General features: G+C 56.9%; 8 protein-coding genes. 7 read left to right on the forward strand and 1 reads right to left on the reverse strand.

The genetic code is table 11. The features are described from left to right. Positions 1 to 60 precede the first annotated feature (60 nt). Positions 61 to 564 carry a hypothetical protein gene (locus tag Q8N00_10615; GenBank protein ID MDP2383246.1) on the reverse strand — a complete coding sequence of 168 codons (504 nt, stop codon included), beginning with the start codon at positions 562 to 564 and terminating at the stop codon, positions 61 to 63. Positions 565 to 628: 64 nt separating this feature from the next. Between Q8N00_10615 and Q8N00_10620 the strand changes: the two genes are divergently transcribed. The 7 genes from Q8N00_10620 to Q8N00_10650 all read left to right on the forward strand — a co-directional run bounded on the left by Q8N00_10620 (position 629) and on the right by Q8N00_10650 (position 12,582). Next, a complete protein-coding gene (locus Q8N00_10620) occupies positions 629 to 2,596 on the forward strand; it encodes a S8 family serine peptidase (protein ID MDP2383247.1) in 1,968 nt (655 codons plus the stop codon). A gap of 237 nt (positions 2,597 to 2,833) precedes the next feature. After that, positions 2,834 to 3,739, forward strand: coding sequence for an N-acetylmuramoyl-L-alanine amidase (locus Q8N00_10625; protein MDP2383248.1), 906 nt, complete (start codon positions 2,834 to 2,836; stop codon positions 3,737 to 3,739). Positions 3,740 to 4,125: 386 nt separating this feature from the next. Continuing rightward, positions 4,126 to 5,325, forward strand: coding sequence for an ATP citrate lyase citrate-binding domain-containing protein (locus Q8N00_10630; protein ID MDP2383249.1), 1,200 nt, complete (start codon positions 4,126 to 4,128; stop codon positions 5,323 to 5,325). Between the two features lie 43 nt (positions 5,326 to 5,368). Next, positions 5,369 to 7,189 (forward strand): citrate/2-methylcitrate synthase, encoded by a 1,821-nt coding sequence (locus Q8N00_10635; GenBank protein ID MDP2383250.1) that lies wholly within the window; start codon positions 5,369 to 5,371, stop codon positions 7,187 to 7,189. Positions 7,190 to 7,275: 86 nt separating this feature from the next. Further along, complete coding sequence (locus tag Q8N00_10640) at positions 7,276 to 9,522, forward strand: aconitate hydratase (protein ID MDP2383251.1); 2,247 nt, start codon at positions 7,276 to 7,278, stop codon at positions 9,520 to 9,522. Between the two features lie 23 nt (positions 9,523 to 9,545). Further along, positions 9,546 to 11,777, forward strand: a complete 2,232-nt coding sequence (locus Q8N00_10645; GenBank protein MDP2383252.1) for an NADP-dependent isocitrate dehydrogenase — start codon at positions 9,546 to 9,548, stop codon at positions 11,775 to 11,777. 94 nt (positions 11,778 to 11,871) lie between these two features. After that, positions 11,872 to 12,582: a 2Fe-2S iron-sulfur cluster-binding protein gene (locus tag Q8N00_10650; protein ID MDP2383253.1), complete on the forward strand. Its 711-nt coding sequence runs from the start codon at positions 11,872 to 11,874 to the stop codon at positions 12,580 to 12,582. The last annotated feature ends 84 nt before the right edge of the window (positions 12,583 to 12,666 follow it).

Raw genomic sequence — 12,666 nt, forward strand, 5'->3', positions numbered from 1 at the left:
TCCCATATCAGTCGGGCTTCACCAGGCGCTTGGCTGAGACGAACATATCGGTGCGGGTGATTACCTGGTCTTCTGCTGCATCAGCAGTTGGGGCTCAGCCTGGACCAGATCTGGTAGATCGTGGAGGCGCTCGATATTCTGTAGGCTGGTTGCAATATTGCCGTCGGTCGACCGGATCCATGCCGTGTGAGGCGCGTAATTTGGAACCTGCAAGATTGCATAGCCACAGTCGGCCAAACTGTTACGGCGTTCCTCGATGTCGATGCCCGGCGTGAAGCGGATGTAGATATGTCCGGTCGGAACGGCAAGGGGCCCGTGGGGATCGAGTCGATACACTGGCGTGATGGTGAGGGAGGCAGGAAGGTCTGTTGATGAAGGGGGAGTTCCCCGGCATATCGTCACCGAGTTGTCCTCAAGGACGAGTTCGGTCGCTGCTTTCAAGTAGGCCGGTAAGGGCCCATGGACGGCATAGAGCAATGGTTGTTTGGCATACCGCAGTGACGCGCGTTCCGTCATAACCAGGAGGATGTCGGGGAAGGATGTGAGAGGAGTGGGCAGTTCCATCGGACTATTCTAGGCGTGAGGCCGGTCATTTTCCATGCCGGATTTTAGGAAGGGAGGGGCGACGATGTTGGCATATCGCTATGGGGGCAGTCAGGGGCAGCAGTATAAGCTGGAGCTGGGAGAAGCCTATGTTGCCGTACGAACGCGGAGCCGGAGATCCCTCGATGCGTCACTTGAAAGCAAGAAGGGACGAGAAGTGCTGGCGGAGTTAGAGCAGGTGGCGCGCTTTCACGATGCGGGGGTTGAGGTGTTTCGATATGGTACGAACTGTCGAACGGCTCGTGCAAAAGGTGTTGTGCGTACGTTGCTCAACAATCAACGAGATGTACAATTTGCCGGGCGTGTATTGATAGACCCCCGCTCAAAGAGGCCGGTGCTCTACACGGAGAACGTGTTCGTCCAGTTCGATGCCGACATGGCAGAGTCGGCCTGCCGGAGAACGCTCAAAGAGTACCGGCTTGAGATGAAACGGCCTATTGAGTATGTCCGCAACGGCTTTTTCGTTCAGGCGGTAGAGGGGACGGGGCGAACGGTGTTCGACATCACAGACCGGTTGCTTCGTCATAAGCATGTGGATCTCTGTCACCCGGAGTTGGTCAGGAAAACGGGTTGGCGGCAGGTATTCCCTCAGCAATGGCATCTCAAGAAAACTACGATCGGAGGGACGGTCTACGACGCGCATGCCAATGTCGAGGCGGCGTGGGCCCTCAGTCGAGGCGAGGGAATCAGGATCGCCGTCATTGACGACGGGTGCGATATCGATCACGAAGAGTTGGCCGGCTCGGGAAAGATCGTAGCGCCGAGAGACGTGACTCGCAGGACCGATGACCCCCGTCCCGGGAGTCGGGACAACCATGGGACGGCCTGCTCCGGTGTGGCCTGCGCCAATGGTCACCACGGCGCCTCCGGGGTCGCTCCCGATGCTCAGTTGATGCCGATTCGCTACGCATCGCCGCTTGGATCTCAAGCTGAGGCTGACGCGTTCGTCTGGGCGGCGTCCCACGGAGCCGATGTCATTTCATGCAGCTGGGGGCCAGAGGACGGAGATTGGTGGGATCCCAACGATCCTGCTCACCGGCAAATGGTGCCACTCCCGGACTCAACCCGTGTGGCCATTGATTGGGCGATTGCCAATGGCCGGAATGGGAAAGGCTGTGTCATTACCTTTGCGGCAGGAAACGGGAATGAAAGTGTCGATAATGATGGATATGCGAGCTATGAAAAAGTGATTGCCGTTGCCGCCTGTCATGCCAAAAACAAAAGGAGTGCGTACAGCGATTTCGGTAATGCGGTGTGGTGCACTTTCCCGAGTAATGACACGGTGCTTCCTGTTCCTGGAATTTGGACGACGGATCGCTCAGGCACAGCCGGCTATAACCCCGGGCAGGTCAGCCGTGGCGATGCGGTGGGGAATTATGTGAATGATTTCGGCGGGACCTCGAGCGCCTGCCCGGGCGTTGCCGGGGTGGCAGCCTTGGTCCTCTCAAGAAACCCTTCGCTGCGGTGGGACGAGGTCAAAGACATCCTCAAGCGGTCTTGCGATCCTATCGATGCAGCCGGGGGGAATTATAATGCGCAGGGCCATAGCCCATTTTACGGCTACGGCAAGGTGAACGCGAAGCGAGCGGTTGAACTGGCTGCACCAGTAGTCGCGATTCCGACATCGATGCATACGGCTACCAGGCTCGTGCCGATTCGCGATCTTAAAACCTCGACTATTTCGGTCACGATCGGGGAGACGGCGGTGATGTCGGCGGTGACAGTCAGTATCGACATCGAGCATACCTATGTCGGTGATCTCGTCATCAAGCTCGCGCCGCCTTCATCCACTCGTGTCGGCGCGATTCTGTTGCATAATCGCCAAGGGGGCGGGTCGGACAACCTCAAGACGACCTATGACATCGCAAATACCCCGGCCTTAGCGGCTCTTGCCGGGAAGAAACCTCAAGGTAGATGGCGGCTGACTGTGGCGGATAAGGCGCGAGCTGATGAGGGACGGATTCTTCAGTTCTCGGTCTTGCTCAGCCTGTAGCTCTTGGAGTCCGATCGGTTTGTTGTAAGCGATTGCTTCGGGCGGGGAGTAGGGCCTGGAGCATGGACGATGCTCACCAGGGTTGATCCTGTGATGTGGGAGAGAGGAGTCACCTACAGGCAATATCGAGTGGGATGCCTCGTTAATCTGTTGGATCGTTGCTGGCAGTGCCTCGTAATAACTTTTCAGTATGGCATGAGAGAACATCAGCTCTCTCATGGATAGAAGGAGTTTGTCATGGCACGCACAAGACCTTTGAGAAGACGTAGCGTTTCGAGAAAAAAACAAACTACGTCGCGAGCAGCCAGAACACGAGCGGCTGCTCGCGTAGAGATGCCGGGCCTTGCCATCGAAAATAATCGGCTTGTGGGAGCGGATGTGTCCTTCGTCGAGACTCCAAACAAAGGTGGCGACATTTCTCCGCGCTACCTCGTGTTCCATTATACGGCCGGCAAGAGCGCTCAGAGCTCGATCGACTGGCTGACGAATCCGGAGGCGAAGGCGTCGGCGCACCTCGTTCTGGCCAGAGATGGGTCGATCTGCCAGCTTGCGCCGTTCAACATCAAGACGTGGCACGCCGGAATCAGTTATTGGGACGGGTTGAGTGGTCTGAATAGTTGTTCTATCGGGATAGAGATGGACAATGCGGGTCCACTGAAGAAGGTCGGAGACAAGTATCAGGCGTGGTTCGGTGCGCTGTATGCGGAAGATGAAGTCCTCTATGCCAAGCACAAGTTCGATGAGGAGCCACGCTGGTGGCATGCCTACACGGAGATTCAGATCCAGCGGGCGTTAGCACTCGCACAGCTTCTTGTTCGGCACTATGACCTGAAGGGCGTGGTGGGGCATGAAGATATCGCTTCCGACCGAAAGCGGGATCCCGGCCCGGCCTTTCCGTTGGGCCATGTCCGCGCCGCGGTGCTGGGTCGTATAGCAGAGGAACGGGAGCGCTATGAAGTGACGGCCTCCGCACTGAATATTCGAAGTGGTCCTGGCGTGGAATTTCCGTTCGTTGCCGAACCCCTAAAGAGAGGAGCTACTGTGGCGCTCCTGGAGAAACGTGACCGCTGGAGCAAGGTGGAATTAGTGGAGAATGGAGATATTGAAGGATGGGTGCACAATAAGTTCCTGTCAGAGGTCTGAGGTTTCATGACGCTGGCTCCCAGAAGAGCAGTGTGATCGAGTTTTTCCATGAAAGGGAGTCGCGGCGTTCTTGCACGGAAGATACATGTCAGCGACAATCACGCTGCTGTTTTGCTTTCAAGGAGGTATTTATTATGACGTGGCTCAAAATCTTATGATTCTCTTGAAGAAGCTTGTCGTACAGTCAACTTAATGTGAAGGCAGTGTTTTCGCGACTGTGCGCTTACTTTTCATATGGTTAGGCGGGCGCACCTCTCATCCGATATCTTTGCTAGGCCTTTTGAACAAAGTTGCTTAGTTCCTCTGGTGTATTGAGTCATCCAGCTGATTTCGTTAGAATCCTCCTCCTTTACAATTGTTTCTCACCATTCTGAAGGAGTGACGTCATGGCAAAGGTGCTCGAAGGTCCCGGGATGGGGCTGATGAAGAAGTGGGGTATCACGGTCCCCAACTATGTCGTCGTCACTTCGGTTGACGAATTGACAAAGCTCGGTCAAGCCAATGAATGGCTGAAGAAATCCAAGTTGGTGGTCAAGGCGCATGAAGCGCTCGGCTCCCGGTTCAAGCTTGGATTGGTGAAGGTCGATCTGGATTTCAAGGCGGCGGAAGCGGCCGCGAAGGAGATGCTCGGCCGCCACGTCGGCAGCATCACCGTCTCGCAAGTGATCGTGTCTGAAATGATTCCGCACAAAGAAGAATATTATTGTGCGGTGAAGTCTACCCGTGAAGGGACGGACATTCTGGTCGCGAATTGCGGCGGTATCGAAGTCGAGTCGAATTGGGATCGCGTGAAGCAGTTAGCCTTGGAAGTCGGGCAGCAGCCCACGGCGGCGGCGCTTGAGAAGGTGGCGAAGGATGCGGGCTTTACCGGTCCGCTCGTGAAAAAGATGGCCGATTTTGCCGGTAAAATGTTTGCCTGTTTCGACAGTGAAGATGCGCAGTATTTGGAAGTGAACCCCGTTGTGTTGCGCGAACAAGATAGTGAATTGATCGCCTTGGATGCGGTCACGCTTCTCGACGGCGATGCTAAGTTCCGGCACCCAGATTGGAACTTCGCCTTTGCCGCAGAATTTGGCCGTGCCTATTCCAAGCACGAAATGGAAGTCATGGCGGTCGACTCTAAGATCAAGGGGTCGGTCAAATTTATCGAGATTCCAGGCGGAGATACGGCGATGCTCCCGGCAGGCGGCGGCGCGAGCGTCTACTATTCTGACGCGGTGGTGGCTCGTGGCGGTAAGCTTGCAAACTACGCTGAGTATTCGGGTGATCCACCAGATTGGGCGGTTGAAGTGTTGACCGACAAGGTTTGCTCATTGCCCGGGATCAAGAACATCATCGTCGGCGGGGCAATTGCCAATTTCACCGACGTGGTGAAGACATTCGGCGGCATCATCAACGGATTCCGCAAGGCGAAGTCCGAGGGGAAGCTCAAGGGCGTGAAGATCTGGGTGCGTCGCGGAGGCCCGCGAGAGAAGGAAGGTCTCGACGCGATGCGCGCGCTCAAGGACGAAGGGTTCGACATCAACGTCTTCGACCGCCATACGCCGCTCACCGACATCGTTGACAAGGCGCTCCAGACGAAATAGCCATGCCGTCCATGGCCAACTGAATATATAAGGGGAGATCCCGATGAGCATCCTGGCAAATAAAGATACCTATGTGGTCATTCAGGGCGGGGTTGCAGGCGTCAACGCCGCGCGCCGAATGGCCGAGTTTTGCTACCTGATCAAACGTTCGCTGAACGTCCTGGCCTTCGTCTATCCGCCTGATGCCGGCAAGACGCACGAGATTCCCTACGGCAGCGGCCTGGTGGCCGTCCCCATCTATAAGACTGTCGCGGAAGCCACCAAGAACCATTCCCAGATCAACACCAGTCTTGTGTACATCGGTGCGGATCGTGCGCTGAAGGGCGGGATGGAAGCCTTGGACGACTCACACATCAAGGTGGTCTCCATGATCACCGAGGGTGTGCCTGAAAAGGATGCCAAGATCCTGGGCCGTCATGCGACCAAGCTCGGGAAGGTGTTCAATGGCCCTTCGTCGATCGGTATTGTATCGGCCGGTTCCTGCCGCCTCGGCGTGATCGGCGGCGCGTTCGACAACCTGGTGCTGTCGAAGCTCTACCGTGAAGGCTCTTTTGGTGTCATCACCAAGTCGGGCGGTCTGTCCAACGAAATTATCTGGATCTGCTCGCAGTTTGCCGACGGTATCACGACAGCCATCGGCATCGGCGGCGATGCCTATCCGGGAACCGACTATGTGAGTTATCTCGAAATGTTCGAGAACGATCCCCAGACGAAGGCGGTCATCATCGTCGGCGAAATGGGTGGCGATCTCGAAGAGCGGGCCGCCGAGTGGTACGGTGCCAAGAAGCGTCGCGTCAAGTTGATGGCCGTGGTCTCAGGATTCTGCCAGGAAAGTCTCCCGAAGGGGATGAAGTTCGGTCACGCCGGCGCGAAAGAAGGTTTGAAGGGCGAAGGGTCGGCCCGTGCCAAATCCGATGCCCTGAAAAATTCCGGTGCGATTGTCCCGGCGACATTCGGGGCCTTGGGCCCGGCGATCAAGGAAGCCTATCAGGAGATGTTGAAGTCCGGTCAGGTGAAAGAGCCGGTCGAGCCTGCGTCATTGCCGAAGTTGCCGAAGACGATTGAAGCGGCCATGAAGGCCGATGAAGTCATGGTGGCCCCGCTGATTCGTACTACGATCAGTGATGACCGCGGCGACGAACCCTGCTATGACGGGTATCCGGCCTCCGAGCTCATCAATAAAGGCTACGAAATCCCCCACGTCGTGGGACTGCTGTGGGATAAGCGTTTGATCTCCAAGCAAGAAGCTGAAATCATCAAGCGCATCATGATGCTGTCGGCTGATCATGGTCCCTGCGTCAGCGGGGCCTTGGGGACGATTATCGCAGCCTGCGCCGGGATAGGCCTGTCCCAGTCGGTCGCAGCAGGACTGATCATGATCGGGCCCCGTTTCGGTGGCGCCGTGACCGATGCCGGACGCTATTTCAAGCATGCCGTCGACAACAAGATGACGGTGGATGAGTTCCTGGTCTATATGAAGAAGAACCATGGTCCTGTGCCGGGGATCGGCCATCGCGTCAAGAGTCTGCGGAATCCGGACAAGCGGGTGAAGGAACTGGTCGGGTACGTCAAGAGTTTGAACATGAAGACCCCCTGCCTGGATTTTGCGCTCGAAGTGGAGAAGATCACCTCGGTGAAGAAGGACAACCTGATCCTCAACGTGGACGGCACGATGGCGGCGGTGCTCGTGGATATCGGCTTCCCGGTCGACAGCTTGAACGGTTTCTTCATCCTTTCGCGCACGATCGGGTTGATCGGGCATTGGGTGGATCAGAAGCGTCAGGACAGCCGCTTGATCCGGCTGTTCGATTATTTGGTCAATTACGCGGCTCCCAAGCGCCGAGAAGTGCCGCCATTAAAGTAGGCAAGTGGTGCGAGGCGTGCGGCAAGGGGCTGACTCCCTCCCGCCTCTAGCCTCGTGTCTCTGGCCCGTAAGTAAGGAGATAAATCATGTCGATGGATCTTGCGAAAAACCTCTATACGAAGATGCCGGACGTGTTCGCCAAGGCCCGGAAGAAGTTCGGTCGTGGCCTGACCCTGTCGGAGAAGGTGCTGGTTGCGCACGCGGACAATTTCGATACGCAGACGTGGGAGCGCGGCAAGGCGATGTTGGCCTTGCGACCCGATCGCGTGGCGATGCAAGACGCAACGGCCCAGATGGCTATTTTGCAGTTCATGCAGGCCAACAAGAAGCAGGCGGCGGTGCCGAGCACCATTCATTGCGACCACTTGATTCGTGCCGAAATGGGCTCAGAGAAGGACCTGCTTCGTGCGGTGGACGAGAACAAGGAAGTCTATAATTTCCTCGCTTCGGCTGCGAAGAAATACGGCATTGGTTTTTGGAAGCCTGGCGCCGGGATCATTCACCAGGTGGTGCTGGAGAACTATGCATTTCCCGGAAGCTTGATTATCGGTACCGACTCCCACACGCCTAACGGCGGCGGGCTCGGCGGGTTGGCGATCGGTGTCGGCGGTGCGGACGCCGGTGAAGTCATGGCCGGTTTGCCATGGGAAGTCCTCCATCCGAAACTGATCGGCATCCGTCTGACCGGCAAGTTGAGCGGCTGGACCTCAGCCAAGGACGTGATCCTGTATCTTTGCGGCCTGCTCACGGTGAAGGGCGGCACGAACAAGATCGTCGAGTACTTCGGCCCCGGTGCAGAAACCATCAGCGCAACCGGTAAAGGCACGATCTGTAATATGGGCGCAGAACTGGGCGCCACGACTTCGGTGTTCCCCTTCGATCAGAAAATGGTCGCCTACCTGAACATCACCGATCGTGCCGATCTGGCCAATCTTGCGATGGCGAACAAGGCCTTGTTGGTGGCGGATCCAGAAGTCTATCAGACGCCTGAGAAATACTACGATCAGATCGTCGAAGTCGATCTGTCGACGCTCGAGCCCCATGTCGTCGGACCCCATACGCCGGATCTCGCGCGGCCTATTTCGAAGATGGCGGCGGAAGCCAAGGAGAAGGGCTACCCGGTTGAACTCAAGGCGGCGCTCATCGGAAGCTGCACCAATTCATCCTATGAAGACATTAGCCGTTCAGCCCACATCGCCCGGCAAGGATTGAAGGCGGGGCTCAAGGCCAAGGCCTCGTTCCTCGTGTCGCCTGGCTCCGAGCGCATTTATCACACGATGAAGCGCGACGGGTTTTTGGATACATTTGAGCAATTGGGCGGCACGGTCTTGTCCAACTCTTGTGGGCCCTGTATCGGGCAATGGAAGCGGGCCGACGGCGTGAAGGGGAAAGCGGATTCAATTGTCAGTTCCTTCAATCGGAATTTCCCCGGCCGCAACGACGGCATCAGTGAGACCCTGTCGTTCCTCGCGAGCCCTGAAATTGTGACCGCCTATGCCATTTCTGGCGACTTAAACTTTGATCCGGTCAATCAGACGCTCAAGGGAGCGGATGGGAAGGCGTTCAAGTTCGAGCCGCCGCAAGGCGAAGAACTTCCAGCCAAGGGCTTTGCGAAAACTGAAGAGGGCTTTGTGGCACCGGCCGCAAACGGCGACGGTTTGACCGTCGACGTTCCTCCGACCAGCGAGCGACTCCAACTATTGCAGCCGTTTCCGCGTTGGGACGGCAAAGATTTCGAGAAGCTCCCCCTGTTGATCAAGACGAAGGGAAAGACCACGACCGATCACATTTCTCCGGCCGGACCGTGGCTCAAGTTCCGCGGCCATCTCGATAAAATCAGCGACAACATGTTCCTGGGCGCCAACAATGCGTTCTTCCCAGAGCCTGGCAAAGGCACGGATGTGTTGACCGGGGAGACCGGCTTGACCATGGCGCAGATCGCTCGACGATATAAGGCGAAAGGCATCGGCTCGATCGTGGTCGGCGACGAGAATTACGGCGAGGGCAGTAGCCGGGAACATGCGGCTATGTCGCCGCGCTTCCTCAATGTGCGCGTCGTGATTACCAAGAGCTTCGCGCGCATTCATGAGACGAATTTGAAGAAACAGGGGATCTTGGCGTTGACCTTCGCTGACCCGAAGGATTACGAGAAGATTGAGCAACAGGACCGCATCAGCGTGACGGGGCTTAGCAGCCTGGCTCCCGGCAAACCGGTGCAGGTGACGATACATAAGACGGATGGCACTTCGCTCACCATCCAGGCGAACCACAGCATTACCGATCAGCAGATTGCGTGGTTCAAAACTGGTTCCGCGTTAAACGCGCTGAACTGACAACGAGCAACAGAGGAATAATCATGACGACCAAGGCATCTAAGATCATTTACACGAAGACGGACGAAGCGCCGATGTTGGCGACCTATTCGTTCTTGCCGATCATCAATGCCTTCAGCAAGGCAGCCGGCGTGTCGGTCGAGCTGCGGGACATCTCTTTGGCCGGGCGTATCATTGCCTTGTTTCCAGATTATTTGACGCCTGAGCAGAAGCAGTCGGACGACCTGGCGGAGTTGGGAGCGTTGGCCAAGACCCCGGAGGCCAATATCATCAAGCTGCCGAACATCAGCGCCTCGCTTCCCCAGTTACAAGAGACCATCAAGGAGTTGCAGGGCCAGGGGTATAAACTGCCCGAGTATCCGGAAGTTCCGAAAGACGACAAAGAGAAAGACGTCAAGGCGCGCTACGACAAAGTGAAGGGCAGTGCCGTCAACCCGGTGTTGCGCGAAGGCAATTCCGATCGCCGTGCGCCGCTTTCCGTGAAGGCCCATACCAGGAAGCATCCGCATAAGATGGGATCCTGGAGCGCGGATTCAAAGACCCACGTGTCCCATATGAAGGGCGGGGATTTCCGTTCCAACGAAAAGTCGATGACGGTGGCAGCCGCAACGGACGTGAAGATTGAGTTCGTCGGACAGGATGGCAAGACGACCGTACTCAAGCCGAAGGTGGCGTTGCAGGCCGGAGAAGTCATCGATGCCACGTTCATGAGCGTCAAGGCATTGCGTCAGTTCCTCGAGGAACAGATCGAAGACGCCAAGAAGCGGGGCGTCTTGTTTTCGCTCCACATGAAGGCCACCATGATGAAGATCTCGGACCCCAAGATCTTCGGCCATGCGGTGACGGTATTCTACAAAGACGTATTCGAAAAGCACGGCGAGACGCTCAAGAAGCTGGGGGTGGATCCAGACAATGGTCTCGGCGACCTCTATGCCAAGATCAAGGCCTTGCCGGACGATCAGCGCAAAGCGATCGAAGCCGACATCCAAGCGGTCTACCAGAAGCGGCCTCCCATGGCGATGGTGAATTCCGACAAGGGCATCACCAACCTGCATGTGCCCAGCGACATCATCATCGACGCCTCTATGCCGCCGGTCATTCGCGATAGCGGTAAGATGTGGGGCCCGGACGGGAAGGCGGCGGATGCCAAATGTGTGATCCCGGATGCCAGCTATGCGCCGGTCTATCATGAAGTGATCGAGTCCTGTAAGAAGCATGGAGCCCTCGACCCGAAGACGATGGGCAGTGTACCCAACGTCGGTCTTATGGCACAGGCGGCCGAAGAATACGGTTCGCACGATAAGACATTCAAGGTATCGGGCAACGGGACGATCCGCGTGGTCGATGCCTCAGGAAAGACGTTGCTGGAACATAAAGTGGAAGAGGGCGATATCTGGCGCATGTGCCAGGTGAAGGATGCGCCGATTCGCGATTGGGTCAAGCTGGCGGTGACTCGTGCGAAGGCCACCGGAGCTCCGGCGATCTTCTGGTTGAACAAGGACCGGGCGCATGACGCGCAATTGATTGCGAAGGTCGAAACCTACTTGAAGGATCACGATACCAAAGGACTCGACATCCGGATCATGACGCCGGCCGATGCGACGCGCCTGTCGTTGGAGCGGATCAGAGAAGGCAAGGACACGATTTCCGTGACGGGGAACGTTTTGCGAGACTATCTGACGGACCTGTTCCCGATTCTCGAAATCGGAACCAGCGCCAAAATGTTGTCGATCGTTCCGCTGCTCAACGGCGGCGGCCTGTTCGAAACCGGCGCCGGCGGATCCGCGCCGAAGCATGTACAGCAGTTTCAGGAAGAGGGGTATTTGCGCTGGGATTCGCTCGGTGAATTCTTGGCGCTGGCCGCGTCATTAGAGCATTTGGCTAAAGTGGCGAACAATCCAGCCGCGAAAATGTTGGCGGACACGCTGGATCAAGCCAACGCCAAGTTCCTGGAGAGCAACAAATCTCCGGCCCGCAAGGTCGGCGAGATTGACAACCGCGGCAGCCATTTCTATCTCGCGTTGTATTGGGCACAGGCCTTGGCCCAACAGACGCAGGACAAGAATCTGCAAGCGCGTTTCGTGAAGATTGCGAAGGAAATGGCGGACAACGAAGCCAAGATTTCCGGTGAGTTGCTCGCGGCACAAGGCAAGCCGGTCGATGTCGGTGGGTACTATCATCCTAACGACGCGAAGGCGACAAAGGCGATGCGCCCGAGTGCGACGTTGAATGCTATCGTGGATGCGATTGCATAGAAAAGCCGTCAGCGGTCAGCTGTCAGCGATCAGTCGACGGGAATCCGAAGGCTGAACGCTGATGGCTGAGAGCTGATAGCAGATGTTGGAGAGCATGGTACAAGAAGACAGCAACGTTATCGATCAGCCGGAAGTCATCCGGCACAAGATGGTCACGGTCGAAATCGCCGGCAAGAAGTACGAAGTGCCGGAGGGGATCACGATCATCAAGGCCCTCTGGTACTCCGGGCAGGAAGTCGTCCGAGGGGCCGGCTGTCTCGGCGGCTTCTGCGGCGCCTGTGCAGCCTACTATCGGACCAAGGACGATCCGAAAGTGCGCACCTGCCTGGCCTGCCAAATGGCGGTGCAAGACGGCATGTCGATCACGATGATGCCGCCGTTTCCCGCCCGCAAGGCGACCTACGACATTCAGGCCCTCAAAGATCCGAAACAAGACCTCTTCAATCTCTATCCCGAAGCGCCGCTCTGCCGGAACTGCAACGCCTGCACTGAAGCCTGCCCACAGAAGATCGACGTGCGGGAGGGAGTCTGGAAAGCGGTCTTCGGCGATTTCAAAAGCGTCTCCGAGATGTTCATGGATTGCGTGATGTGCGGCATGTGCACGCCGGTCTGTATCGCGGACATCGCTCCCAATCTGGTGGCCCTGTATGTGAGTCGGGCGCAGGGGGCTCATTTCACCGAGAAACCTGTGGGCCTGGATACGCGGATCAAGGAAATTCAGGACGGTCGTTTTACGGATGAATGGGCCAAGATTCTCAAGATGACTGAGAAAGAACTGGCCGATCACTGCGCGACGGTCAAGTAGCCTAACAAGTCATCAGCCGTCAGCTCTCAGCTTCTGGAGATGAGGCAAAAGCTGAACGCTGATCGCTGAACGCTGAAAGCACAT

Source organism: Nitrospirota bacterium, from assembly GCA_030684575.1.
Lineage (GTDB): Bacteria > Nitrospirota > Nitrospiria > Nitrospirales > Nitrospiraceae > Palsa-1315.

Bases quoted from the DNA above. Each gene is read 5' to 3' on its own strand.
- Q8N00_10640 (MDP2383251.1), top strand. From the start codon at position 7,276: ATGTCGATGGATCTTGCGAAAAACCTCTATACGAAGATGCCGGACGTG.
- Q8N00_10650 (MDP2383253.1), top strand. From the start codon at position 11,872: ATGGTACAAGAAGACAGCAACGTTATCGATCAGCCGGAAGTCATCCGG.
- Q8N00_10625 (MDP2383248.1), top strand. From the start codon at position 2,834: ATGGCACGCACAAGACCTTTGAGAAGACGTAGCGTTTCGAGAAAAAAA.
- Q8N00_10635 (MDP2383250.1), top strand. From the start codon at position 5,369: ATGAGCATCCTGGCAAATAAAGATACCTATGTGGTCATTCAGGGCGGG.
- Q8N00_10620 (MDP2383247.1), top strand. From the start codon at position 629: ATGTTGGCATATCGCTATGGGGGCAGTCAGGGGCAGCAGTATAAGCTG.
- Q8N00_10615 (MDP2383246.1), bottom strand. From the start codon at position 564: ATGGAACTGCCCACTCCTCTCACATCCTTCCCCGACATCCTCCTGGTT.
- Q8N00_10645 (MDP2383252.1), top strand. From the start codon at position 9,546: ATGACGACCAAGGCATCTAAGATCATTTACACGAAGACGGACGAAGCG.
- Q8N00_10630 (MDP2383249.1), top strand. From the start codon at position 4,126: ATGGCAAAGGTGCTCGAAGGTCCCGGGATGGGGCTGATGAAGAAGTGG.